Raw genomic sequence first — 25,354 nt, forward strand, 5'->3', positions numbered from 1 at the left:
ACCTTACTGGGATCGGGCTCGTTTGCGCCCGAATGACATCATGGCTCGCTTTAAGATCGATTTGCGCGCGAGCGCCTTTCGCAGTGTTCTTGGGTTCACGCTCATCCATTGGCGGCGCCAGCCCTGGCGGCTTTCGCTGATCATGGGCGGTTTCCTGCTGTCGACGCTGGCCGACGTGCTGACACCGCTCTATTCCGGCCGGCTGGTCGATGCCGTCGCCAGCAGCGCCGGCGCGGACGCGATTGCCTGGAATGCCGCGATGACGGCATTCCTGATTCTGATGGCGCTGGCGCTCACCGGCGTCGTGCTGCGCAACCTTGCCTTCATGGCGATCGTCGAACTGACGCTGAAGATGATGGCCGACATCGCGGCCGACGCCTTCCACCGCGTCCAGCGCTTTTCCACCGACTGGCATGCCAACTCGTTTGCCGGCTCGACCGTGCGCAAGGTGACGCGCGGCATGTGGGCGCTCGACCTGCTCAACGACACCATCCTGATCGCGCTGCTGCCGTCGGTGGTCATGCTCCTCGGCTCGACGCTGCTGCTCGGCTGGTTCTGGCCGCTGATGGGCGCGGTGGTCGCGGCTGGCTCCGTGCTGTTCATCATGGTGACGGCGATGCTGTCGCTTGGCTATGTGGCGCCGGCGGCAAGACTTGCCAATACATGGGACACGCGCCTCGGTGGCTCGCTGGCCGACGCGGTGAGCTGCAACGCCGTGGTCAAGGGCTTTGGCGCCGAGGAGCGCGAGGAGCGCCGCCTCGCCAGGGTGGTTGCCAAATGGCGTGCGCGCACACGGCGCACCTGGGTGCGCGGCACCATTAACGGCACAACGCAAGGGGTGCTGCTGCTGGTCATGCGGGCCGCGGTGATCGGCCTGGCGCTGATGCTGTGGTCGTGGGGGCAGGCGAGCGCCGGCGATGTCGCTTTCGTGCTGACCTCGTTCTTCGTGCTGCAAGGCTATTTGCGCGATATCGGCACGCATATCCGCAATTTGCAGCGTTCGATCAACGATATGGAGGAACTGGTCGATTTTCAGTCCGAACCGCTCGGCATTGAAGATCGGCCCGGCGCCGGACCTATTGCCATCACGCAGGGCCACATCGCCTTCGACAACGTCACCTTTCACTACGGCAATCACCGGTCGCCGCTCTATCGCGACTTTTCGGTGGATATCGCACCGGGTGAACGTGTCGGGCTCGTCGGTCACTCGGGCTCGGGCAAGACCACCTTCGTCAAGCTCATCCAGCGGCTCTATGACGTGAACGCGGGAAAGATAGTGATCGACGGCCAGGTATCTCGCAGGTCGCCCAGGCGTCGCTGCGCGGCCAGATCGCCATCGTCCAGCAGGAACCGATCCTGTTCCACCGTTCGCTGGCCGAAAACATCGCCTATAGCAGGCCAGGCGCCAGCCAAGAGGAGATCGAGCATGCCGCGAGACTGGCGAGCGCGCACGATTTCATCGCCAACCTGCCGAAAGGCTATGGCACGCTGGTCGGCGAGCGTGGCGTGAAACTGTCGGGCGGCGAGCGTCAGCGCGTGGCGATCGCCCGCGCTTTCCTGGCCGACGCGCGCATCCTGATCCTGGACGAGGCGACATCGAGCCTCGATTCGGAATCGGAGGTGCTGATCCAGCAGGCGATGGAACGGCTGATGGTCGGCCGCACGACGCTGGTCATCGCGCACCGGCTTCGACGGTGAGGGCGCTCGACAGGCTGCTGGTGTTCGATCGCGGCAAGATCGTCGAGGAAGGCTCGCATGACGAGTTGATCCGCCTGAAGGGCGGCATCTACCGCCGCCTGTTCGAGCGCCAGGCGCTGGAACTGACCAAGGGCCTCATGGTCTGACCCGAGATGGCCTCCGGCTTAGGCTGGAGGCCATCTCCATCACGCGCTGCGAGACTTCCGAGCCCTGTCACCCGGCTTGCGCGGGCTGAGCAAATCCGCCTGTGAAGCCGTTTTTTCAGATATCGGGTTTGCGATGTCTGTTTACGTTACCGACCGAGATTCGTTGCCTCTACTTTTGGTTGTTGTATGGTGCACAAGCAACCTAAACGGTCTTCGCAATGCATCTTGCTTCCGGAACTACTGGCGTGGAAAAGGTGGCTGCGCCATCGGTGCTGGAATCTCAGCATGGCTCGGTTCGGCCGCTCGCCGCCGAAGATCTCGAACGCGTCGCCGCACTCTTCCTGACGAAGTTTCGCCGGCGTCGCGGTCGTCTCCTCGATCGCGCGATCGCGGAGACGGCCGAGTATATGAAAAAGATCTATCTTGACCCCGCCGGCCAGTCCGGTGAGAGCAGTGCCCTTGTCCAGTTCAACCCACAGGGCGATCTGGGTGGGTTCCTTGGCGTCCTGAAAGCCCGTTACGAACTCAACGGAGCGGCATTGAATGCGGCGATCATCGGTCCGTTCATGGCCGACCCTGGCGCCGATCACGGCTCGGCCGGACCGCAATTGCTGCGCGCCTTGCATCAAGGCGAATTCGATCTGCAGCTGACGGATTCGGCCAACCGGGTATCCCTGGCCTTCGCGCGTCCGATGAAATACCAGCTCCTGCCGGTCCATTGTCTGGGATGGACCTATATCTTCCGGCCAGCCGCGATGGCGGCCGCCGCACTGCACCGTAAATGGCCCCGCCTGCCTCGCCTTGCACTCGAACCCTGCGCGAGGGCGTTCGATGCTCTCACGAAGCGAAGGTTCGAAGCGCCCGTCCAGCCTTCATCGTCGCATCGGGTCCATGCCGAGCCGATCAATGCCGCGCAATTTGCCGAGCGGCTGCCGGCCCTCCTGTCGGATTACGCTCTTCGGCCGAGTTGGAGGGATGGCGAGCTGCCGCGGCTGCTCGCATTGGCGGCCGAGAAGCGGGCCGACGGCCCGCTTCATTTTGGCGGGACTTACGACGAGACGGGCAGAATGGTCGGCTGCTATGCCTTCTACGGCCAAGCCGGCGACATGGCGAACCTGTTGCAAATCCAGGCGTCCGCACCTCACTGGGGCGCGACGCTGGATGGCCTTGTCGCCGCAGCGCGGGATATGGGCTGCGTGGGCATCAGCGGGCAGACCCAGGGCACGTTCATTTCCCACCTCTTCGGTTATAGGAATCTCATCTTCCGCTATGCCGGGGGGACGATGGTCCGCTCGCGAATCGCCGAGGTCACGGAGGCGGTCCGCTCCGGCGACATCGCTATCGGCGGCTTGATGGGCGACCGCTGGACCCGCCTCAGTTCCGACGACTTCGGCCGCTGATCGCCTTCGACTTACCTCTTCGGGGCGCTGCCGGCCATGCGCGGCCTGAGGCACGCCCGGCCCGGTCTTTTCATTCCAGCCGCCATGTTCTATGTCTGCGGCACGGCGCGGGGGCGCATCTTGTCAATCACAAAGGCATCCGGTACGCCCCGCTCATGACAGTTACCGTTCGTTTCGCCCCGTCACCGACCGGCCGCATCCATATCGGCAATGCGCGCACCGCTCTGTTCAACTGGTTGTTTGCCCTCAACAACAAGGGCCGTTTCATCCAGCGCTTCGACGACACCGACGTCGCCCGCTCGAAGCAGGAATTCGCCGACGCCATCCTTTACGACTTGCACTGGCTGGGCATTTTCCCGGATGCCACCGAGTATCAGTCGCGACGCTTCGAAATCTATGACGCGGCGGTCGAGCGGCTGAAGGCTGCGGGTGTCCTTTACGCCTGCTACGAAACGCCGGAAGAACTCGACCTCAGGCGCAAGGTGCGCCGCACGCGAGGCTTGCCGCCAGTCTATGGCCGCGAAGCACTGGCGTTGACGACGGAGCAGGTGGCCGAATATCAGGCCGACGGGCGCAGGCCCCACTGGCGCTTCCTGCTGCCCAATTTCTCCAGCGATCCGCTGCAGCCGGAGCGCACCGAGATCCACTGGGACGATCTGGTGCGTGGCGAGGAGACGGTGGATCTGGCTTCGCTGTCCGATCCGGTGCTGGTGCGCGAGGACGGCACCTATCTCTACACGCTGCCCTCCGTCGTCGACGATATCGAGATGGGCATCAGCCACGTCATCCGCGGCGACGATCATGTCACGAACACCGGAGTGCAGATCGCCCTGTTCAAGGCGCTGGGCGCCGAGCCGCCCGTTTTCGGCCACCACAATCTCCTGACCACCGTCTCGGGCGAGGGACTCTCGAAGCGCACCGGCGCGCTTTCCATCGAGAGCCTGCGCGAGGATGGCATCGAGCCGATGGCCGTCGCTTCGCTGGCCGTGCTGGTCGGCACATCGGAGAATGTCGCGGCCGCGCATGACCTGACCGAACTCGCCGGCCATTTCGACCCGGCCGCGACCTCGAAATCGTCGTCCAAGTTCGATCCGGCCGAGCTGTTCGTGCTCAACCGGGTGCTGTTGCACCGTATGCCGTTCGCCGAGGCGCGGGACCGGTTGATGGTGCTGGGTATTTCCGGCGAACACGCCGAGCCGTTCTGGCTGGCGGTGCGCGGCAATCTCGACCGGCTGGCTGATGCGATTGCCTGGTGGCGTGTCCTGCGCGAAGGGCCGCAGGAGATGCCCGAATTTTCCGATGACGACCGCGATTTTCTCCACCAGGCACTCGATCTCCTGCCTGAGGAGCCGTGGAACGGGACGGTCTGGAAGGATTGGACCGGCAAGATCAGGGAAGCGACCGGCCGCAAGGGCAAGGCGCTGTTCATGCCGCTCAGGCTTGCCCTTACTGGACGGTCTTCGGGGCCGGAGCTTGCAGATCTATTGCCGCTGATGGGTCGGGAAGGAACGTTGGCCCGACGACCCTGACCTTGCGCTGTTCCGGGGGCAGGGCCGAAACGGGCGATGTCACCGGCCTGGCCGAAAGACGTTTGATGGCTTCACGGTCGAGCCCGCCTTGCATGTTGGCCAGGGTCTCGGGGTCGGCACCCGGATCGGGCTTCGAGGCCGGTACCGGAACAGACGGCGCCGCGTCCGGTTCGGGCTGTGATTGTTGCTGGCTTGGCGAGTTGCCGCCAATGATCTGGAAATTCTGCGCGGCATTGCAGCCGCAAGCGGGTGGCCGCGACATGTTGGGCTGTTTGTAGAGATAGGCGGTCGGCAACTCGCCGTAGGGCCTGCCGGTGACCGATGACGTCATCGATGCCGAATCGTCGTCCATGCCGCGCGAATAGAAGACCTGCATCTCGGTACCGGGGCAGGCCGATTCGCAATTCTTCTGGTCGCGCTCGAAATCGCCGGCCGAGGCGGCGTTCGACATGGGGAAGAAATAGCCGTCGCAAGTGCGCACGCAACTGGTGTGGAATTCGCCGCCGCTGCCCGCAACGTCCGGAATGCCGGGCTGGTTCAGGACGCGGCTGACATCGCTTTCCTCGCCCGAATCGTCAGGCTGGTCCAAGGTATCGATCCGCCGGTTGTCGGCGCCGAAAAGCTGGTCGAAGAGGTTGGCATTGTCCCCATCTTCACGATTGGCTTCCTGCGGAGGCGCGCGACGGGGCCCCACCGCATCGTCACGGCAGTCATTGGCATCGAGCGCCGCCAGGATGCGGCCGCGGTCGCGGCGTGAGCCGCCGCCGGCGAGCTGGGCACGCTTGGCCTGTAGACTGTCGAGATTGGCGTTCATGCGCTCGATGGTGGCGTTCAGCCCGGCACACTGGTTGATGTTGCGTGAAAACAGCGAGAACCCGCAACCGGCGCTGCTCGCCTGACCGCGAGCCTTCGAGATCTGGTCGCGCTGCCTTTCGATCGCGGCGTCGTATTTCCGCACCAATGCCGGGCCTCCGCCACCGCCGCGTGAGGTCGCGGCGAGGTCAGCCTCCAGTTGACGGCAGACCCGCGAAGCGGCCTGCGGCTCGCTGACCGCCGCGCCGGACAGCAGGAGGCCGAGCAGCACGGCAGCATGCGCCTGCTTCAAACCTCCGCTTGCCATCCGCCTCGATCCCGCTTGCCAGTAATGGCCAAGGCTACGCCGTTCGCGGTTAATCGTCCATTTCGGAAGTCATCTTGTGTCGGCTGAAAAGCGGCGCGCATTCGATGGTGCCCGTCAGCCGCGGCAATGGGCATGGCCGGCCGTCAGAACTTGTAGTTCATCCCGATCCTGACGGTACTGAACGTATTGTCGAAGGTCGTATTGGAGTTGGGCGCGTAGTTGATCGTCTGGTCCCGCAGGTCGACATATCGATATTCGGCATTTGCCGACCAATGATCGGTGATTGCCTGCTCCAGCCCTGCGCCAATCGTCCAGCCAACCTTGGTGTTCTTTTCGGAATAGCTGTTGGCGGGTCCGTCGAGATATTGGTTTTCGACGCCTCCGAAAGCAAGGCCGCCAGTCCCGTAGACAAGGGTGCTGTCGAAAGCATAGCCCGCCCTGGCGCGGATCGTTCCGAACCAATCCACCTTGGTGTCGTAGACATCACCTCCGCCGACATTGATCTCGTCGGAATGTCCCTTGATATCGGCGCCCGAAATATCGGCCTCGATTCCAAGAACCGCGGAATTGACCTGGTAATTGTAGCCGATCTGGACACCGCCCAGAAAGCCGTCGGTGTCATAATCCTGCGTGCCCCGGATCGTTGGCGTGTTTGGCAGGTTGTAGGTCGCGTCTGTGCTGCCAAAACCATAGCCGAGATGCCCGCCGACATAGACGCCGGACCAGTCATGCACGGTCGGCTCGGACCCGATGGCGTCGGCGGCGAACGCCTCTGCGCCAGTCACAATCAGCATTGCCGAAGCGAGCAACAGGGCTCTCATGACATTCTCACGGCCTAGTCAGACGGCCTGACCATATCAAATTGATCCGTGCCGTGAAATCCGCATTCGTTCAATGCGGGATTTCTCGATCAAGAGTTGTGGGCTCGCAACACTTGATCCGCCCAACGCGGGGCTGGATCAATCGGGTCGCGAGAGCCAGTTCAGTCCAGATTGGCGATCGCTTGCGCCTTGTGCGCCGCTTCGACCACCGCCAGTGCGGTCATGTTGACGACGCCGCGCGAGGTCACCGAGGGCGTCAATATGTGCGCCGGCTTGTCGGTGCCGAGAAGGATGGGGCCGACATGCAGGGCATCCATCATGGCGCGCAGTGCCGTTAGCGTGATGTTGGCCGAATCGAGGTTCGGGAACACCAGGAGATTGGCTTCGCCCTTCAGGCGTGAATGCGGGTAGACGCGCTGGCGCAGATGCTCCGACAAAGCGGAATCGGCGTGCATTTCGCCATCGCACTGCAGTTCCGGTGCGATGCGCGCCAGAATGGCCGCGGCCTGACGCATCTTCAGGGCGCTCGGCGAATCGCGCGAGCCGAAATCCGAATGCGACAGCAGCGCCGCCTTCGGCTCGATGCCGAAGCGCTGGATTTCCTCGGCCGCCAGCACGGTCATCTCGGCGATTTCGTCGGCCGTGGGGTCGACGGAGACGTGAGTGTCGGTGAGGAAGATGATGCCGCGCTGCGAGATCAGCATGGAAAGGGTCGACAGGTCCCGGTCCTTGATGCCGGTGCGCGGCCCAATGATCAGCGTCACATTGCGCAGATGCCGCTCGAAACGGCCTTCGAGGCCGCAGATCATGGCGTCGGCGTCGCCGCGCTTGAGCGCCAGCGCCGCGATCACCGTGTTGTCGGTGCGCACCATGGTGCGCGCGGCCTCCGTCGTCACGCCACGGCGGCCAGCGAGTTCGATCAGGAGGTCGACATAGTGGCGGTAGCGCGGATCGTCCTCCGGGTTGATCAGGCCGAAATCGACACCGGGCTTGATGCGCAGGCCGTAACGCTTCAGCCTGACCTCGATGACATGCGGGCGGCCGATCAGGATCGGTTCGGCGATGCCTTCCTCGAGCACAACCTGGGCGGCACGCAGGACACGCTCGTCCTCGCCGTCGGCGTAGATGACGCGTTTGGCGCTGGAAGCCTTGGCGGAGGAGAATACCGGCTTCATCACCAGGCCGGAGCGGAAGACGAAGCGGTTGAGCTTGTCGATATAGGCGGCGAAGTCGGTGATCGGCCGTGTCGCCACACCGGTGTCACAGGCTGCCTTGGCGACGGCCGGCGCGATGCGCAGGATGAGGCGCGGGTCGAAGGGCGAGGGGATCAGGAACTCCGGGCCGAAGACCGGCGTCTCGCCGGAATAGGCGCGCGCGGCGACATCGGACGGTTCTTCGCGGGCAAGGGCGGCGATCGCCCGCACCGCCGCCATCTTCATCTCCTCATTGATGGCGCTGGCGCCGCAGTCGAGCGCGCCCCTGAAGATGTAGGGGAAGCAAAGCACGTTGTTGACCTGATTGGGAAAATCGGATCGGCCCGTGCAGATCATGGCGTCGGGACGCGCCGCCCGCGCCACTTCCGGCATGATCTCCGGATTGGGATTGGCCAGCGCCAGGATCAACGGCTTCGACGCCATGTGCTGGAGCAGTTCCGGCTTCAGCACGCCGGCGGCGGAGAGGCCGAGGAAAACATCTGCGCCCGGTATGACGTCGGCCAGCGTGCGCGCCTCGGTGTCCTTTACATAGGGGTCTTTCCAGCGGTCCATCTCGTCGACACGGCCCTTATAGGCGACGCCGAAACGGTCGGTGACCCAGATGTTCTCGACGCGCACGCCGAGCGAAACCAGCAGATTGAGGCAGGCGAGGGCGGCGGCGCCGGCGCCTGAGGTAACGACCTTGATCTCCGAAATGGTCTTGCCGGCGAATTCCAGCCCGTTGAGCACGGCGGCGGCGACGATGATGGCGGTGCCGTGCTGGTCGTCATGGAACACCGGTATGCTCATGCGGGCCTTCAGGCGTTCCTCGACCTCAAAACACTCCGGCGCCTTGATGTCCTCGAGGTTGATGCCGCCAAAGGTCGGCTCCAGCGCGGCGACCGTTTCCACCATGCGCTCGATTTCAGGCGCGTCGATCTCGATGTCGAAGACGTCGATGCCGGCGAACTTCTTGAACAGGACCGCCTTGCCCTCCATCACCGGCTTGGAGGCAAGCGGCCCAATATTGCCGAGACCGAGCACGGCCGAGCCGTTCGACACGACGCCGACCAGGTTGGCGCGCGCCGTGTAGTCGGCGGCGGTCGCCGGGTTGTCGCGGATCTCCAGGCAAGGAGCAGCGACGCCGGGCGAATAGGCGAGCGCCAGGTCGCGCTGGTTGCCGAGCGGCTTGGTGGCCTGAATCTCGAGCTTTCCCGGCGTCGGGTGCTTGTGAAAATAGAGGGCGGCTTCGTCGAGGTCCGAACGTGCCGTTTTCTTGTTCTCGCCTTCCATGCGGCCGCTCCTCGAAACCTGCTTCGGAGTCCTTTTAGCATGAGGCCAAGGTTTTTCGCGACGCTAATTGACGCGCCGGCAGCTTTAAATGCCGGCGCGTCAAAATCCATTATTTATCAGTTTGTTACGGATGTTTCATGCGAAATCAGGTTGCGCTGCTTCGCAGGCTCGCCGGTCAAAACGCGCTAACGTAGAGGCCTCCGTCGACGGGTATATTCTGTCCGGTCAGATAGCCGGCATGGACAGAGCACAGGAAGGCGCAGATCTGGCCGAATTCCTCCGGCGTGCCGAGCCGCTTGGCCGGTACGTCGGCGCTGATGCGGGTCTTGCGCGCCGCGGCCGCCTTGGGATCCTCCGGCGTGCCGGCCTCGTGCGGGCCGCGCAGCCGGTCGGTGTCGAGCTTGCCCGGCAGCAGGCTGTTGATGGTCACGTTGCGCTCGATCACCGTGCGCGCCACGCCGGCAAGGAACGACGTCAGGCCGGCGCGCGCACCCGATGAGAGGTCGAGGCCGGGGATCGGGACGTAGACCGACAGCGAGGTGATGTTGACGATGCGCCCGAAGCCGCGCGCCGCCATGCCGTCGATGACCGCCTGCACCAGTTCGATCGGTGTCACCATGTTCTGAGTAACGCCTTCGAGGATTTTTCCACGATCGAGTTCGCGGAAATCGCGAAGCGGCGGCCCGCCATTGTTGTTGACGAGGATGTCGGGTTCCGGACAGGCAGCGAGCAACGCCTTTTGTACCTCCGGCTTCGAAACGTCGCCGACGACTTCCGTCACCGTCACGCCATGGCGTTGGCGCAGCTCCGCGGCGGTTTTGGCGACCAGCTCCGCATTGCGCCCATTGACGACGATGTCACAGCCTGCCTCGGCCAGCGCCATGGCGCAGCCACGCCCGAGCCCCTTGCTCGAAGCGCAGACGATGGCCTTCTTTCCGCGGATACCAAGATCCATGACGATTTCTCCTTTGATTTGCCCGGCAGGCTAGCGCCAGCGCTGGACCAATCGCAACCGTCATACGGTTGTTGCATGAATCGGAGCATAGGCTGGTCGAAAGCAAGGGTGAATCCGCAATGTCAGGCCAAGAGCCCCGCACTTTCCGCAGCATGTTCATTTCCGATGTCCATTTGGGCTCGAAAGCGGCGAAGGCCGATTTCCTGATCGATTTCCTGCGCTACCACGATGCCGACATCATCTATCTGGTCGGCGATATCGTCGACGGCTGGCGCCTGAGGCGCAGCTGGCACTGGCCGCAAAGTCACAATGACGTCGTGCAAAAACTGCTGCGCAAGGCGCGCAAGGGCGCCTCGATCACCTATATCGCCGGCAATCACGACGAATTCGCGCGCCAGTTCCAGGGCGTGCATTTCGGCGGCATCGTCGTGGCCGACCGCGCCATCCACGAAACCGCCGATGGCCGGCGACTGCTGGTCATTCATGGCGACCAGTTCGATACCGTCGTCCACAACCAGCGTTGGCTCGCTTATCTCGGCGACCATGCCTATGACGCCGCCATGCAGGTCAACCGGGTGATCACGCGGCTGCGTCAGCTGCTCGGCCTGCCTTACTGGTCGTTTTCGTCCTGGGCCAAGGTCAAGGTCAAGAAGGCCGTGAACTTCATCGGCTCGTTCCAGACGGTGCTCAGCGAGGAAGCGCGACGCTCGCATGTCGACGGCGTCATCTGCGGGCACATCCACCATGCCGCCATCGAAAGCTATGGCGACGTGCAATATATCAACACCGGTGACTGGGTGGAGAGCTGCACCGCCGTGGTCGAGCATTTCGACGGCCGCATGGAGATCCTGACCTGGGCGCATGTGCTGCCTGAAGCGCCTGACGAGCCCTTCATCCCGATGCTCATCGAGGATAGGGTGGTGCAGGCCGCCTGAGGCGGAAGCCGGCCCCATACTTTCTGGTGTTAATCGACTGGTCCAGCCGGTTTCGCCCGGTTTTTCCTCATGTTAAGGATCGGCTTGCGCTGCTCGCCGGTCGTTGAGCGCAGCGTCATTGGATCGATTCATGCCGCTGCCGCCGCTTTCGCCCGAACAACTCGTGAAGCCGAGCCGTTTTGAGCTGCGCATGAGCCTCATCTTCGGCACGCTGTTCATATCGCTTGGCACCCATTTGCCCTATTTCCCGCTTTGGCTGCAGGCTAAGGGGTTTCACGCCGAACAGATCGCCGTCATCCTTGCGGCGCCCATGTTCCTGCGCGTGGTGACGACACCGCTGCTGACCACGCTTGCCGATCGAGCCAGGGACCGCGCCGATGTCTATGTCGTGCTCGTCGCGGCCTCGCTGCTGTTGTCCGCGGGGTATTTCCTGACGCCGACCTACGCGACGGTGCTGGCGGTGTCGTTGCTGCTGACCATTGTCTGGACCCCGCATTCGCCGATCGCCGATTCGCTGGCGCTTTCGGGCGTGCGCCGCTTCGGGTCAAACTATGCGGGCATGCGCAAATGGGGATCGATCTGCTATCTCCTGGCCAATGTCGCGGGCGGCTTCATTCTGGCGGCTACTGGTCCCCGGGCCGTTCCGGTGATCATATTCCTTGCCCTTGGCGCGGCACTCGCCGCAGGCCTGATGGCGCCGCGCCTGGGGAAGCCGCGCAAGGCCTCGCCGCTGTCGGCGACGGAAATCCAGCACGCGGCGCCGGGCCTGTTCAATGCCTATTTCCTCTATTTCACGCTTGGCGTCGGCATCATCACCGCCAGCCACGCCTTCCTTTATGGCTTCGTCTCGATCTATTGGAAATCGATCGGCATCAGCGATTCCGTCGTCGGCCTGCTATGGGCATGGGGGGTGGTGTCCGAGGTCTGCATGTTCCTGTTTTTCAATCGAATATTCGCCTCCGTACCCGTCGCCCGGGTTATGCTCATTGCCGGCATCGGCTCGATCGTGCGTTGGATCGCCTTTCCGCTGGTGTGGCCGCTCGGCCTTGGCGTCGGCGGCTTTTTCGCAGTGCAGTCGCTGCATTCGGTGTCTGTCGCAATGGTGCTGATCGGCCTGCAGAAGATGATCGCCGAAACCGTCTCAGAAGAACGCACGGGCGCCGCGCAAGGCATCGCCTATTTCTTCAATGGGTTCTTCATGGCCGCCGTCACGCTTGCCTCCGGTCCGCTCTATGACCGCCTCGGCGTCGATGGCTTCCTGGCGATGATCCCGATCGCGATCATTGGCCTCGTGCTGATCGGACTTGCGGCGCGCTCAGCCCCACAGCGCCCGGTCCGGGGGTGAGACGAGCGATCCCTGGTAAACGAGACCCGGCACACGATCCCGGGCAAGCAGCAGCGGGCCGTCGAGGTCGACGAAATCGGCTCCTTGCGCGAGCAGAACGGCCGGCGCCATTGCCAGCGAGGTGCCGACCATGCAGCCGACCATGACGCCGAAACCCAGCTCACGAGCGCGGTCGCGCAAGGTGAGCGCCGCCGTCAGCCCGCCGGACTTGTCGAGCTTGATGTTGACGGCATCGTAGAGCCCGACAAGCGCTTCGAGGTTCCCTGCTTCATGAATGCTCTCGTCGGCGCAGATCGGCACTGGATGCGCGATGTGGCGCAGAATGCCGTCACGGCCCGCCGGCAGCGGCTGCTCGATCAGGGCGATGCCCTGCTCGGCGGCAAAGGCGAGGTTCGCGACGATGTTGTCGTCGGTCCAGCCTTCATTGGCATCGAGGATCAACCGGCTCTCGGGCGCGGCCTGTCTCACCGCCCGGATGCGGGCGATGTCGTTGTCGCCGCCGATCTTGACCTTGAGCAGCGGCCGGCCGGCGTTGGCGCGGGCCTGCGCCGCCATCGCCTCGGGTTCTCCGAGCGACAGCGTGTAAGCGGTTTGGAGCCGATGCAACGGGTCCGGCCAGATTGCGTTCGCCACCGGATTGCCGCTGATCTTGGCTTCAAGATCCCAAAGGGCACAGTCTACAGCGTTGCGCGCCGCCCCGGCAGGCATTGCGTCGAGCAGGGCGATGCGGTCCATCCCGCCGGCGATCCGGTCACTCATCGCCTGGATCGCGTCATGGACACCAGCCATGGTCTCGCCATAGCGCCTGTAGGGAACGCATTCGCCACGCCCGCTATGGCCACCTTGGCTGATCGTGCAGGTGATGACCTCGGCCTCGGTCTTGGAGCCGCGCGAAATGGTGAAGGTCCCGGCGATCGGAAAACGCTCGGCCTCGACCGAAATGACACGCGCCATATTTTTCTGCTCCGGCTATGCGAGAAGGGTTGTCGGCAAATCGACAAGGTCGGACCCATCAGGCTAAACAGGACGCCATGTTGACCATCGGTAAACGCGACGCAAGCGGCACGACCGCCTCGGGGGCTGATCACGACCCGCGCGTGGCGGTCGGCGAGGAGGGTGGCGTCCTCGGCTGCGCGTTTTCCGGAGTCTGGACGACACGGACCGTGGCGCTGATCGACGCCGAGATGCGCAAGATCGAGAAGCGAAGCGGTTTCAAGACGTTGGCGCTCGATCTTTCGAAAATCGAGAAGATCGATACCGCCGGCGCCTGGCTGATCGACCGGCTGGTCAGCGTCTTCGAGAAGAAGAATGTCGAGGTCCGGCTGCAAGGCCAAAGTGACGTCGCTTCCATATTGCTCGAAGCAGTCGGCGAAGCCGTCCGGCGCGAGCCCGAATCCGGACCGGCGCGGCCGCCCAACATTGTCATTCGGGCGCTTGAGGCGGTTGGCCGGCGCGTCTACGAGATGCGCGACGATTTCCTCGCCTCGATGAACATATTGGGCGCCACCATCCGCGGCGCGCAGATGAAGCTCGGCCGCGGCCATGCGGTCAACCCGGCAGCGATCTTCAACCAGATCGATCGCATGGGCGTCGGCGCTATCCCCGTGGTGGTGCTGATGTCGGCGATCGTCGGGGCCATCGTCGCCCAGCAGGGCGCCTATCAGCTCAGTTATTTCGGCGCCGACATCTTCGTCGTCGATCTCGTCGGCGTGCTGATCCTGCGTGAACTCGGCGTGCTGATGACGGCAATCATGATCGCCGGCCGCTCCGGCAGCGCGATCACTGCCGAAATCGGCTCCATGAAGATGCGCGAGGAGGTTGATGCGCTGAAGGTCATCGGCCTCAATCCGATCGGCGTCCTGGTCTTTCCGCGGCTGGTTGCCCTGGTGATCGCCTTGCCCTGCCTGACGATCATCGCGAATTTTGCCGCACTTGGCGGCGGCATTGTCGCCGCCTGGCTTTACTCCGATATCCCGCCCGCTGCCTTCATCGACCGGTTGCGTGTCGCAATCGATCTCAGCACGATTTTCGCCGGCCTGATCAAGGCGCCGTTCATGGCCATGATCATCGGCACGATCGCCTCCGTCGAGGGCATGAAGGTTGGCGGCAGCGCCGAATCGCTCGGCCAGCACGTGACCGCTTCGGTGGTGAAGTCGATCTTCGTCGTCATCATCCTCGACGGGCTTTTCGCCATGTTCTACGCAGCGATCGAGTTCTGACAAGATGGCGAAGGGCAATGGGGTCGAGGTGAAGGACGAGGTCGACAGCGAAATCGTCCTTTCGGTGCACGACGTCACCGTTGCCATTGACGACAAACTGATCCTCGACAAGCTGTCGCTCGACATCACGCGCGGCGAAATACTGGGGTTCGTCGGGGCCTCGGGCGCCGGCAAGTCCGTGCTGTTGCGCACCATTCTGGGCTTGATGCCCAAGCAATCGGGAACAATCAAACTGTTCGGCGTCGACGTCGACAAGGCAAGCGACATCGAGCGGCTGCGCATCGACATGCGTCTTGGCGTGTTGTTCCAGCATGGTGCGCTGTTTTCGGCGCTGACCGTGATGGAGAACGTGCAGGTGCCGATGCGCGAATATCTCGACCTGCCAAGGAAGCTGATGGACGAGCTGGCGCTGCTCAAGATCGAGCTGGTCGGGCTGCCGCCGGATGCGGCGCAGAAGTTTCCCTCCGAACTCTCCGGCGGCATGATCAAGCGCGCCGCGCTTGCCAGGGCGCTGGCGCTCGACCCCGACATCGTCTTTCTCGACGAGCCGACGTCGGGCCTCGACCCGATCAGCGCGGCCGAGTTCGACGAACTCGTCGTCAAGCTGCGCGACACCATGGATCTGACCGTCTACATGGTGACCCACGACCTCGATACGCTGTTTACAGCCTGCGACCACGTGGCGGTGCTGGGCAAGAAAAAGGTCCTGGTCGAAGGCACTATCGACGACATGCTGAAGAGCGAGGAACCGTGGGTGAAATCCTATTTCCGCGGAAAACGCGCACGGCAACTTGATCTTGCCGCTCGTGCATAGCCATAAGTGAAGCAATGGAAACCAGAGCCAACTACGTCATTGTCGGCATTTTCACGCTGGTTGCGATCCTGGCGGCTTTTGGCTTCGTCTATTGGACGGCCGCGATCGGCGACAGGGGCGAGACGACGCTGCTGCGGGTGCGCATTCCGGGCTCGGCCTCTGGTCTCGGCCGCGGCAGCTTCGTGCTGTTCAACGGCGTCAAGGTTGGCGACGTCAAGCGTGTCTATATCGACGTCGACAATCCGACTGTCGCCATCGCCGACACCGAGATTGACCGGATGACGCCGATCACCAAGTCGACGCAGGCCGATATCGGCCTTGCCGGCCTTACCGGGCAGGCCAATATCGAGCTCAAGGGTGCCGACCCCAAAGAGGTGAAGCTGCTCGACCAAGCCGAAAAGGAGGGCAAGGTCGCCGAGATCATCGCCAATCCTTCGGCCGTGACCAATCTGCTGCAGACGGCGCAGAACATCTTCACCCGCGCCGACAAGGTGCTGACGGAGCTGGAGGGCTTCACCAAGGATGTCCGCGGGCCGCTGACGCAGACCGTGCAGAACGTACAGACGTTTTCCGATGCACTCGCCAGGAATTCCGACGGCGTCGACAAGTTCTTGTCCGCCGTCAGCGCGCTGTCCGATGAGCTGAAAGGCGTGTCAGGCAAGCTCGACGGCACGTTGAAGGCGGCGGAGGGCCTGCTCAATGCGGTCGACAAAGACAAGATCAAGAGCATCGTCGCCAATGTCGATACGGTGACGGGGAACCTCAAGGAAACCTCGCGGCAACTGGATGGCGTGATCAAGAACGTCGATACGGCCGTGGGATCGGTCAACGACTTCGCCAAGCAGACGCAAGGCACGCTGGCCAAGGTCGATGGCGTACTCGACGGCATCGACCCGGCGCAAGTTCGCCAGGCGCTCGCCAACATCCAGAAGGCCAGCGACAACGCCAACAAGGCAGCCGCCGATATCGCGGAGGTGACCGGCAAGATCGCCAATCGGGCCGACGACATCGACCAGACAATCAAGGACGCCAGGCAATTGGCGCAACGGCTCAACGACGCCTCGGTGCGGGTCGACGGCATCCTCGCCAAGGTCGACAAGCTGCTCGGCTCGGGCCAGGCCGACGGCTTGATGGCCGACGCCAGGGATACGCTGAAATCCTTCAAGCAGGTCGCCGATACGCTGAACGCCCGCCTTGGGATCATCACCGACAATCTGGCGCGCTTCTCGGGCCAGGGGCTGCAGAATGTCGAGGCGCTGGTGCAGGACAGCCGCCGCTCGATCAACCGCATCGAGGAGGCGGTGACGGATCTCAGCCGCAATCCGCAGCGCATCCTTTCTGGTGGCGACGGCGAGGTTCGTCAGTTCGACGGCAGGGCGCGGCGTTGACTTCGGCGCCGCCCCGCCGCAAGAACAGTGCTCGTGAATGCGGGTTTGATCTTACGATCCGGGGACAACGGGGATCACGCGTGAGGTTGAGTAGGCTTGGAACAAGCGGGTTGAAATCAGCTGCGGTGCTGCTTGTCCTGGCGGTTGCCGGTTGCGCGGCGCTCGGCGGCAAGCCGACACCGCTCGACACGTTCGAACTGTCTGCGCCGTCGGTCGACGCGCATGGCCATAGCCGCAAGCAAATCCTGATCGCCCAGCCTTCGGCGTTGAAGGCGCTGGACAGCCAGAACATCGTCATCAAACCCTCCGACCGCTCGATCCAGTATCTGAAGGGCGCGCAATGGGCCGACCGCCTGCCGCTGATCGTGCAGGCGCGGCTGGCCGAGACGTTCCAGCGCTCGGGCAGCTTTGCCGGCGTCGGCAAGCCGGGCGAGGGCCTGGCGATCGACTATCAGGTGATCGTCGAGGTCAGGTCCTTCGAGGTCCGCGTCAATGGCGGCGAACATGCCGAGGTCGACCTGTTCGTGCGCCTGCTCAACGACCGCAACGGCGAAGTGAAGGCTTCCAAGAACTTCACCGCATCCGCACCCGTATCAGGCAGCGGCAACCCGGCCTATGTCGGCGCGCTCGACGCGGCCTTCGGCGATGCGGCCAAGCAGATCGTCCGCTGGACCGATTCGGTGATCTGAGCGCCAGACGCGCAGGAGTTCCATCTTTCGGGCTACGGACGGTCGAAGACGTCCGGCCGCAGCTTTCCAGTCTTCATCAGGTGCTGCAGGGTGTAGGTGACGGACAGCGCATCGTCTAGCGCGTCATGCCCCTGCAATGGCGGGTGTTCGACGCCGTAATATTGCGCAAGCTTGTTGCTCGGTGTCCTTGCCAGGTCCTCGATCGGCATGCCGGCCGCGATCAGCAGTTTCACGGCGTTGTCGAACCGGGTGGCCGGGATGGGCGGCTTGATGCCCGCGACATAGCAACTGATGGCGATCATGTTCAGTTCGTCCTTGCCCCAGGACCAGAACCGAGCTCCATCGGAAAACCGATCGACGCCGGCAAGGGCTTCTTCCAGCCCGACGCCTTCGGCCTCGATGATTTCTTCGGTGATGCCGGTCAGCCCGGTGAAGAACGGATCGAGCGCGTATCTCTCGCCGAATCGGTCTATCGGCGGGATGTAGGCCTTGTGCGTGCCCAGCACGGGGAAGTCGCCTTCGAGGCCGAGCCTTGCAGCCCCGATCTGGGCGATGACCGGATCCGGGTCATGGGCCGCGCACCAGTATCTGCGTTGTGAGCCCTCAAGGCAGAGAAACTCGCAGTCGAAGATGATTGCCGTCTTCACAAGTCAGTATCCGGTTCCGGAAAAGCGAGACCAAACCCGGATGCGTCTTCCAGGTGGCGAGATCAGTCCCTTCAAGAAAAAAGGCGGGAGACAAATCCCCCGCCTTTTTCGTTTTGGCTTGGCGACCGCTTAGTGCAGGCGGCCGCTGGCATGGGCCAGCATGGTGTAGACCTTGCCGGTGTCCGACGTGAGATAGGTCTGCGCCATGATGTTGTTGCGGTCGTTGCGCGAGACATCCTTGAGCAGCTTCTCGAAATCGTCGCAATAGCGGTCGACGGCGGCGCGGAATTCGGCCTCCGCCTGGTACTTGCGGCGGATTTCGTCGAACGTCTGCTGGCCTTTCAGCGTGTAGAGCCTGCGCGTGAACACGTCACGCTCGCCACGACGGTAGCGGTTCCACAGCTCGATCGAGGCATCGTGATCGATGGCCCGCGCGATATCGACGGACAGCGAGTTCAGCGATTCCACGACATGCAGCGGGGAACGCTGGGCAGGGGCCGGGCGCGGTGCTTCCGCGGGCGCTTGGGGGGCCGCCGGCCTGAGGTCGGCATCGTTCGACGCGGCGGTCAGCAGATCACGCACCCAGCCGCCTTGCGGCGCGCGGGCACCGGCGTCAGCGGCACGCTGGCGTGGTGCTGCCTCCGCCGGACGCTCCAGATCGAGCGTGCCGCGCAGTCCCGCGCCGCCCAGCGGTGCCTGCGGCGGGCGCAGATCCGCCTGCTGCGGTGCCGGAGCGCGACGGGGCGGCTCGGTGGCGCGTGCCGCCGGTGCCTGCGGCGCCGGACGCAAGGGACGCGGTTCCGAGGAGTCGCCGCCACGACCGGATTTCGCAACGATATCCGAAAGTTCCTTCAAGGCGTTGATCTGCTCGGAAACGGCGCGGCGGATGGCCGAGGTCGATTCCTTGGCCTCTTCCGGCATCTCGATGACGCCTTTCTTGAGCTCGGCGCGGGTGAGGTCGAGCTCGCTCTTGATCGAGCCCGCCGTGCGCCGCATCTCCTCGGTGGCATCGGCGAAGCGCTTGGTTGCCGACTCGACGACCTCGGTGATGGCGTTGCGGATCTTGTCGGCCGATTCCAGCGTCTTGCCTTCGGCGTTCTGCAGCGTCTGGCCGACGAGGTTTTCGAAAGAACGCATGACCCTTTCGAGATCTTCCGACTTCTTGACCAGGCCAACGGCGAGATCCTCGAGCGACGACTGTCTTTCCAGCGTGTGTTCGAGGTTGCTCTGGGCCGAGCTCAGGAGGTCCGAGGCGCCGGCGAGCAGGCGGCTGTGTTCGTCGAACTTGGTGGCGATCGAGGCGACCTCACGCAAGGTCGACGACGACAGTTCCGTCAGCCTTGTCGTGTTCGAATCGACCAGACGCGCCGAGCTGGCAAAGGTCTGCGCCGCCTTTTCGGTGGTTGCCGCGAAGCTTTGCGTGCTGCCGGTCAGACGTTGGTCGACCTCGCCGAGGTTGACCGCGGCCTGCTCGATCAACTGACCGAGCTGCGAGCTGGACTTGGTCATCCGGCCGATGAGATCGGCGACGCTGTCGGACAGCGACGAACGGGCGCCTTCGACCGCCGACAAGGTTTCGGCGGTGCGGCTGGCCAGCGCGTTGACCAGCGTCGCATTCTCGCTGCGCAGCTTCTCGGCCGCGCGTTCGGTGACCTCTTCCATGCTCTTCTGCAGGTCCGAGCCGCCCTGGGCGAAGCGCTCGACCAAAGGCCGCGCGGTTTCGTCGAGGATCTTCGACATCTCGGCGGACCGCGCCGCGAGCATGGTGTTGAGCTCGCGGGTGTTGGCGCCGATCGTCTTGGCGGCATCGTTGGTGCTCTGGCCGATATGCTGGCCGACCGCGGTGAAGGTCTCCGCGATCACATTGGCACGCGTTACGAGTTGCGCCTCGGCGGTCGATATCTGCTCGTTGAGCTTCTGGCCCATCGTCTCGGCCGTGTAGGCGAGCCGGTTTTCGACGCCGGCGATCTGCTCTTCGACACGGGCGGCCGCGGCCGCCGCGCTCGATGCAAGACGCTCGTCGGCGCCGGCAAGCGCCTGCTCGATTTCGCGCGCATGCACGGCCAGTTCCTGACCGGTCTGGCGGGCACGATCGGCGACCCTCTGCTCGGTGCTGGCGAAGGCGCCGACAATGGTCTGCGCATGCTCGCCGATCGTCGAGGTGCTGTCGGCGATGCGCGAAACCAGGCGCTGGTCGGCGTCGTCGAAGATGCGGGCGATTTCGGACGCCCGGCTGGACAGCGCATCCGAACCCTCGGCGATGCGCGAGACCAAATGCTGGTCGGCGGCGTCGAAAATGCGGCCAAGGTCCGACGCGCGGGCGGCGAGCGCCTCGGCGGATTCGCCGATGCGCATGCCGAGCCGCTGGTCGGCGCTTTCGAAGTTGCGCAGGATGTCGCCGGCGCGGGCGGCCAGCGATTGCGCCGTTTCCACGGCCCGGGCGACGAGCTTCTGGTCGGCCGCGTCGAATGTGCCGGCAATCTCGCTTGCGCGGGCGGCCAGCTGATCCGCAGTCTCCTGGGCACGGGCGGCGAGCTTTTGGTCCGTCATGTCGAAGGTGCCGGCGATCTCGCCAGCGCGAGCGGCGAGCTGATCGGCGGTTTCATGGGCGCGGGCCAGCAGCGAGCTGGACGTGTCGTCGGCGCGGGCGAGCAAGGCGTTCGACGTATCTTCCGCGCGGGCGTGGAGGCGACGATCGGCCTCCTCGAAGGTGCGGGCAATGTCTTCGGCCCGTGCCAGCAGGGCGGCGGACGTCTGTTCGGCGCGCTCGGCGATCTTGCGATCGGCGTCGCTGAAGGCCGCACCGGCCTGCTCGTGCAGCGTGCTGGTGACTTCCAGGACCTTTTCGCGCAAGGCGCCGGCGACGAAGACCGCGCTCTTCTCGAGCACGCTGCGGACGTTGTCGACACCAGTCGACAGGGCGCGCTCCATGGTGCCTGCGCGTTCCTCGATGATGCCGGTCTGGCGGCTGAACGCCTGCTCGATCTTGTCGACATCGGCGGCGATGGCGGCGGAAATGTCCGTGCTCCGGGCCGCAATCTGGTCGATATGGCCGGACAGCGAGCGATCGACGTCCTTGCGGGTCTCGGCGAGCTTGCCGAGATCATCTTCCAGCGCCCGGCTGAGCATATTGCGGCCTTCGGACAACTTGCCGACATGCCCGGCGATGATGTCGTCGATATCGCCGCGGCTTTCGGTCAGCCTCTGCAGGTCGGCTTCGAGAGCGCGCTTGAGAATGTCGCGGCCCTCGGCGAGCTTCTCGACCTGGCCGGCCACCAAGCCGTCGATGCTGGAGCGGCTCTCGGCCAGCTTGGCGAGATCGGCCTCCAGCGCACGCTTGAGGACATCACGGCCTTCGGCGAGCTTCTCGACCTGACCGGCGACCAGCCCGTCGATGCTGGAGCGGCTCTCGGCTAGCTTGGCAAGATCGTCTTCGAGCGCCTTCGACAAGGTCGAACGCTCCTGGACAAGCCGTTCCGCGTGATTGTTGACGTGGCCGCTAACGGTCAGCAGGTCCGCCTCGAGCGCTCTCGACAAGGTCGAACGATCCTGGGCGAGCCGCTCGGTGTGGCTGTTGACGTGGCTGCCGACAGTTTCGAGGTCGGCCTCAAGCGCCTTCGACAGTGTCGAACGCTCCTGGGCAAGTCGGTCCGAGTGGCTGTTGACAAGGCTGTTGACGGTTTCGAGATCGGCCTCCAGCGCGCGGGCGAACTGGGCGCGGTCGTCGACCAGTTTCTGGGACTGGTCGGTAACGGTGTTCCTGACCGTGTTGAGGTCGGCCTCCAATGCGCGGCGCAGGATGTCGCGACCTTCGGCGAGCTTCTCGACCTGGCCGGCGACCAGCCCGTCGATGCTGGAGCGGCTTTCGGCCAGTTTCGCGAGATCGTCCTCCAGCGCTTTCGACAAGGTCGAGCGATCCTGAACCAGCCTGTTCATGTGGTCGGCGATGACGCTGTTCACGTTCTGCAGATCGGCTTCCAGAACGCGCGAGAGCTGCCCGCGATCCTCGGCAAGTTTGTCCGACTGGCTCGATATGACGTTCTTGATGGTGTTGAGGTCGGATTCCAGCGCACGCTTGAGAATGTCGCGGCCTTCAGCGAGCTTCTCGACCTGGCCGGCGACCAGCCCGTCGATGCTGGCGCGGCTTTCGGCCAGCTTGGCGAGGTCGGCTTCAAGCGTCTGCGACAGCAGCCCGCGGTCTTCCGCCAGGCGTCCCGAATGGCTGTCGATCAGGCCGCGTATGCCCGACAAGTCGCTTTCGAGCGAACGGCCGAGCTGCGTGCGGTCTTCGGCCAGTTTCGCCGAATGCGCCTCGATCAGGTTCTTGATACCGGCAATGTCGTTTTCCAGCGCCTTGGCGAGCACCGCGCGGCCCTCGGCGATTTTCTCGACCTGGCCGGCGACAAGGCCGTCTATGTCGGCGCGGCTGTCGGACAATTTGCCGAGATCAGCTTCCAAAGCGCGCGACAGGATGTTGCGGCCTTCAGCCAGTTTTCCGACATGTCCGGCGACCATTTCATCAATGATCGTACGAGCTTGCACCAATTTACCAGAGTCTTCGTTGAGGGCCAGAGAGAGCCGGTTGCGGCCTTCTTCCAGCCTTTCGAGGTGGCTGCCGAGCGACGCATCGATGGCGGCGCGCGATTCGTTGACCTTGCGCAGGTCTTCTTCGAGCGCACGCGCTATCAGGCTGCGGCCTTCGGCCAGCTTCTGCACCTGGTTGGTCACCGCGGCATCGATGCCGGCGCGGCCCTCGGCGAATTTCGCCAGGTCCGCCTGCATGGCTTCCGCCATGCGCTCGCGGCTCTCGGAAAGCTTGCGGCTGTGGTTTTCGACGGCTTCCTCAATACCGACGCGGGCGTCGGCAAGTCTCTGGATGTCGGCGTCGAAGGAGCGCGACACGACGTGGCGGGCTGCCTCCATGCGGCCGGCGAAATCGCTGGCGCGCGCTTCGAGCATGGACGAGGTCGAGGTGACGATGTCGGCCATGTCGGCGCCGATCTGGGTCTTGCCCTGATCGATCATGGCCGACAGCGTGTCCTTGCTCTCGGCGAAGGTGTGAGCGATTTCACGGGCACGCTCGACCAGCGTTTCGTTGATCTGGCGGGCGCGGGCTTCCAGCGCTGCATTGAGCTTCTGCGTGCCGGTATCCAGCGCTTCGGCGCGGGTCTGGAATTCGCTGATCAGCGCCTGACCGCGTTCGGCCAAGGTGCGCTCGATGCCGTTGAGGCTGGCTTCGAACTCGGAATTGAGGGTGCGCGCGGCGCCGCCGAGCAGCGACACCATGCCGGTGGTGCGGTCGTCGAGCAGGTCGGTCAACGAGCGGGTCAAGCCGTCCGTGGTGTCCGTCAGCTTGGCGATGCGGGTATCGAGCAGGCTGGCGAACGCCTCGCCGGAGGTCGAAAGCCGGTCGGTGATGTTGTCGAGCCGGCCTTCGACCGAGTCGAAGATCGACATCGAGCTTTCATTGATGCGGTCGATCAGCGTGTCGCCGGAATTGGTGATCGTCATCGACAGCTTGGTCGACGCATTGAGGATGCTGTCGCGGATGATGTCGCTTGCCGCGCCGATTTCATCGCGCAAGGTCTCGTGCGCGCCGGAGATCGAGGCGCGGACACGTTCGGCATGGGAAACCACGGCTTCGCGTTCACTGCCCAGCCCATCGACCAGCGACCGAATCCGGGTTTCGTTTTCCGAATAGGAGCGTTCGATCTGGTTGACCTCGCTGTGGACCAGCGTTTCCAGCTCCACGGCACGGGCAAGCGTGCGTTCGATGCCCTCGCCCATGGCGGCCACCTCGCGGCGGACGGCCTGGCCGATCATCATGACGCGATCCTGGGCCATGTTTTCCGGCTCGGTCAGGCGGAAGGCCACTTCCGTCATCGATTGCGCGGCGATGCGCATGTCCTGGGCGCGGCGGATCATCGCCGCGAAGGCCCAGAACAGGATGACGGGCACGATTGCCGCGACCGCGAGGCCGATCAGTTCGGGGCGGGCGAAAAACTGGTCCAGCGTGCGTATCCGCCAGATGCCCGGTCCAAAAAGCAGGTTGGCCAGTCCGCCGGCGCCCGCTATCCAGGCGAGCGAGACAAAGGCGATGACCCAGTAGATGGTGTTGGAGGCGCGCCTGTTCAGGCTGTGCAGAAGGGTCTTGTAATCTTTCTGGCGATCGTCGTTGGCTGGCGCGAAACCAGCGGGCTGGCCACCATTGCGCGTCTCCACCGGGCGAAGTTCGGCCGGCTTGGCCTTCGGCGCGGGCTTCGCGGCCTGAGCCTGATTGACGACGGGCGCCGGCTGCTGATTGCGTCCCTCGCGTGCCAACTCGTCGGCGGCCTGCGATATCTGCGCTTCCAGATCTTCCATCGAAGCCGCGATATCGAGGTCGCCGCTGTCGGTATCGCTGCTCAGGTCGAGATCGAGCGCTTTTTCGAGTTCCCTGGCTACGTCGCTGTCGAGAGTTCTGGTCGTTGTTGGTTTCTTCGCCATGCCTTCGCTACCCTGTACTAGCTGCCGCGGGGGCTTATTAATTCTGGTTATCTTACCCCCGCGCAGGAGGCTGAAAATGGACCCTCGTATCGTAATGACACAGGGGGGTAAAGAAAACATGCATTCCGCGGGATACGTAAAACTTTAAATATAAGGTTAACGGAACCGTGATTTGGGCGCCGTTTTCGCAACATTTTTCCCGGCCATTCATTAACCCGTTGTCCACTGGAATCGCCTAGTTTTTCAGGCGGCCGAAGAAAATGGAGTTCGAGTTCATGCGTGGCGAAAGCGGCATTGCCTTCTCAATGCCCGGGGGCGACGTATCGGGAACGAGGCAGTCCCGGCCGGTCGATTTGGCACACCTTGCCCGGCAAACGATGGGCGACCGCGCCCTTGAGCAGGAGGTGCTGGCGCTGTTTGTACAGCAGGCATTGGCGGTGCGCGACAAAATAGTCGATGCCGACATCAAGGACCGGCTGCTGCTGGCCCATGGTTTGAAAGGATCGGCCCGCGGCGTAGGCGCCTTCGCCATCGCCGATTGCGCCACCGATATCGAGCGCCGTCCGGAGGACGTCCAGACCCTCAAGCGGCTCGGCCGGCTGATCGACGAAATGCGCGACTTCATCGCCGCCATCAATCGCTGATTCCGGTTTGCGACAAAAACGTCACGGAGCGC

At 63.8% G+C, this 25,354-nt stretch carries 16 protein-coding genes and 1 pseudogene; 10 read left to right on the forward strand and 7 right to left on the reverse strand.

Going from position 1 to position 25,354, the window contains the following annotated elements; genetic code table 11:
* Positions 1–40: 40 nt before the first annotated feature.
* The 3 genes and pseudogenes from EN851_RS04095 to gltX all read left to right on the forward strand — a co-directional run bounded on the left by EN851_RS04095 (position 41) and on the right by gltX (position 4,773).
* Positions 41–1,844, forward strand: a pseudogene (locus EN851_RS04095) (ABC transporter ATP-binding protein).
* Between the two features lie 245 nt (positions 1,845–2,089).
* Positions 2,090–3,244, forward strand: a complete 1,155-nt coding sequence (locus EN851_RS04100) for a hypothetical protein (RefSeq protein ID WP_245520683.1) — start codon at positions 2,090–2,092, stop codon at positions 3,242–3,244.
* A gap of 155 nt (positions 3,245–3,399) precedes the next feature.
* On the forward strand, positions 3,400–4,773 hold the full coding sequence (gltX, locus tag EN851_RS04105) for a glutamate--tRNA ligase (protein ID WP_127281196.1): 1,374 nt from the start codon (positions 3,400–3,402) through the stop codon (positions 4,771–4,773).
* Here gltX and EN851_RS04110 read toward each other — a convergent pair.
* The 4 genes from EN851_RS04110 to EN851_RS04125 form a co-directional block, all read right to left on the reverse strand.
* Positions 4,691–5,893, reverse strand: coding sequence for a DUF2865 domain-containing protein (locus EN851_RS04110; RefSeq protein WP_135921509.1), 1,203 nt, complete (start codon positions 5,891–5,893; stop codon positions 4,691–4,693). The genes gltX and EN851_RS04110 overlap by 83 nt on opposite strands.
* 143 nt (positions 5,894–6,036) lie before the next feature.
* The gene (locus EN851_RS04115; protein ID WP_127280094.1) at positions 6,037–6,714 is read right to left on the reverse strand and encodes an outer membrane protein; all 678 of its coding nucleotides are present in this window, start codon (positions 6,712–6,714) and stop codon (positions 6,037–6,039) included.
* A gap of 161 nt (positions 6,715–6,875) precedes the next feature.
* A complete protein-coding gene (locus EN851_RS04120) occupies positions 6,876–9,200 on the reverse strand; it encodes an NADP-dependent malic enzyme (protein WP_135880472.1) in 2,325 nt (774 codons plus the stop codon).
* A 175-nt stretch (positions 9,201–9,375) separates the two neighbouring features.
* Positions 9,376–10,155, reverse strand: a complete 780-nt coding sequence (locus EN851_RS04125; protein WP_027146364.1) for an SDR family oxidoreductase — start codon at positions 10,153–10,155, stop codon at positions 9,376–9,378.
* A 119-nt stretch (positions 10,156–10,274) separates the two neighbouring features.
* On the opposite strand from EN851_RS04125, the gene EN851_RS04130 reads away from it, so the two are divergent.
* A complete protein-coding gene (locus EN851_RS04130) occupies positions 10,275–11,090 on the forward strand; it encodes a UDP-2,3-diacylglucosamine diphosphatase (protein ID WP_135928638.1) in 816 nt (271 codons plus the stop codon).
* A 130-nt stretch (positions 11,091–11,220) separates the two neighbouring features.
* A complete protein-coding gene (locus EN851_RS04135; RefSeq protein ID WP_135928639.1) occupies positions 11,221–12,435 on the forward strand; it encodes an MFS transporter in 1,215 nt (404 codons plus the stop codon).
* Here the strand turns inward: EN851_RS04135 and dgcA are convergent.
* Entirely contained in the window at positions 12,406–13,389 is a 984-nt protein-coding gene (dgcA, locus tag EN851_RS04140; RefSeq protein WP_135928640.1) for an N-acetyl-D-Glu racemase DgcA, read from the reverse strand. The genes EN851_RS04135 and dgcA overlap by 30 nt on opposite strands.
* A 77-nt stretch (positions 13,390–13,466) precedes the next feature.
* On the opposite strand from dgcA, the gene EN851_RS04145 reads away from it, so the two are divergent.
* The 4 genes from EN851_RS04145 to EN851_RS04160 all read left to right on the forward strand — a co-directional run bounded on the left by EN851_RS04145 (position 13,467) and on the right by EN851_RS04160 (position 17,545).
* Positions 13,467–14,654, forward strand: coding sequence for an ABC transporter permease (locus EN851_RS04145; RefSeq protein WP_127872568.1), 1,188 nt, complete (start codon positions 13,467–13,469; stop codon positions 14,652–14,654).
* A 4-nt stretch (positions 14,655–14,658) separates the two neighbouring features.
* Complete coding sequence (locus tag EN851_RS04150) at positions 14,659–15,468, forward strand: ABC transporter ATP-binding protein (RefSeq protein ID WP_127872567.1); 810 nt, start codon at positions 14,659–14,661, stop codon at positions 15,466–15,468.
* Between the two features lie 14 nt (positions 15,469–15,482).
* Positions 15,483–16,856 carry an MlaD family protein gene (locus tag EN851_RS04155; protein WP_135928641.1) on the forward strand — a complete coding sequence of 458 codons (1,374 nt, stop codon included), beginning with the start codon at positions 15,483–15,485 and terminating at the stop codon, positions 16,854–16,856.
* A gap of 110 nt (positions 16,857–16,966) precedes the next feature.
* Entirely contained in the window at positions 16,967–17,545 is a 579-nt protein-coding gene (locus EN851_RS04160; RefSeq protein WP_245520684.1) for an ABC-type transport auxiliary lipoprotein family protein, read from the forward strand.
* Between the two features lie 32 nt (positions 17,546–17,577).
* On the opposite strand, the gene EN851_RS04165 is transcribed toward EN851_RS04160, so the two are convergent.
* A complete protein-coding gene (locus EN851_RS04165; RefSeq protein WP_135915832.1) occupies positions 17,578–18,192 on the reverse strand; it encodes a 3'-5' exonuclease in 615 nt (204 codons plus the stop codon).
* 129 nt (positions 18,193–18,321) lie between these two features.
* Entirely contained in the window at positions 18,322–24,678 is a 6,357-nt protein-coding gene (locus EN851_RS04170) for a kinesin (protein WP_135928642.1), read from the reverse strand.
* Between the two features lie 275 nt (positions 24,679–24,953).
* Here EN851_RS04170 and EN851_RS04175 point away from each other — a divergent pair, with 275 nt between their 5' ends.
* Entirely contained in the window at positions 24,954–25,322 is a 369-nt protein-coding gene (locus EN851_RS04175) for an Hpt domain-containing protein (RefSeq protein WP_127280424.1), read from the forward strand.
* Positions 25,323–25,354: the final 32 nt, after the last annotated feature.

The sequence above is a fragment of the Mesorhizobium sp. M8A.F.Ca.ET.208.01.1.1 genome, assembly GCF_004791315.1.
Lineage (GTDB): Bacteria > Pseudomonadota > Alphaproteobacteria > Rhizobiales > Rhizobiaceae > Mesorhizobium.

Excerpts from the sequence above, each read along its gene's own strand:
- gltX (WP_127281196.1), top strand. The coding sequence starts at position 3,400 with ATGACAGTTACCGTTCGTTTCGCCCCGTCACCGACCGGCCGCATCCAT.
- EN851_RS04110 (WP_135921509.1), bottom strand. The coding sequence starts at position 5,893 with ATGGCAAGCGGAGGTTTGAAGCAGGCGCATGCTGCCGTGCTGCTCGGC.
- EN851_RS04115 (WP_127280094.1), bottom strand. The coding sequence starts at position 6,714 with ATGAGAGCCCTGTTGCTCGCTTCGGCAATGCTGATTGTGACTGGCGCA.
- EN851_RS04120 (WP_135880472.1), bottom strand. The coding sequence starts at position 9,200 with ATGGAAGGCGAGAACAAGAAAACGGCACGTTCGGACCTCGACGAAGCC.
- EN851_RS04125 (WP_027146364.1), bottom strand. The coding sequence starts at position 10,155 with ATGGATCTTGGTATCCGCGGAAAGAAGGCCATCGTCTGCGCTTCGAGC.
- EN851_RS04130 (WP_135928638.1), top strand. The coding sequence starts at position 10,275 with ATGTCAGGCCAAGAGCCCCGCACTTTCCGCAGCATGTTCATTTCCGAT.
- EN851_RS04135 (WP_135928639.1), top strand. The coding sequence starts at position 11,221 with ATGCCGCTGCCGCCGCTTTCGCCCGAACAACTCGTGAAGCCGAGCCGT.
- dgcA (WP_135928640.1), bottom strand. The coding sequence starts at position 13,389 with ATGGCGCGTGTCATTTCGGTCGAGGCCGAGCGTTTTCCGATCGCCGGG.
- EN851_RS04145 (WP_127872568.1), top strand. The coding sequence starts at position 13,467 with ATGTTGACCATCGGTAAACGCGACGCAAGCGGCACGACCGCCTCGGGG.
- EN851_RS04150 (WP_127872567.1), top strand. The coding sequence starts at position 14,659 with ATGGCGAAGGGCAATGGGGTCGAGGTGAAGGACGAGGTCGACAGCGAA.
- EN851_RS04155 (WP_135928641.1), top strand. The coding sequence starts at position 15,483 with ATGGAAACCAGAGCCAACTACGTCATTGTCGGCATTTTCACGCTGGTT.
- EN851_RS04170 (WP_135928642.1), bottom strand. The coding sequence starts at position 24,678 with ATGGCGAAGAAACCAACAACGACCAGAACTCTCGACAGCGACGTAGCC.
- EN851_RS04175 (WP_127280424.1), top strand. The coding sequence starts at position 24,954 with ATGCGTGGCGAAAGCGGCATTGCCTTCTCAATGCCCGGGGGCGACGTA.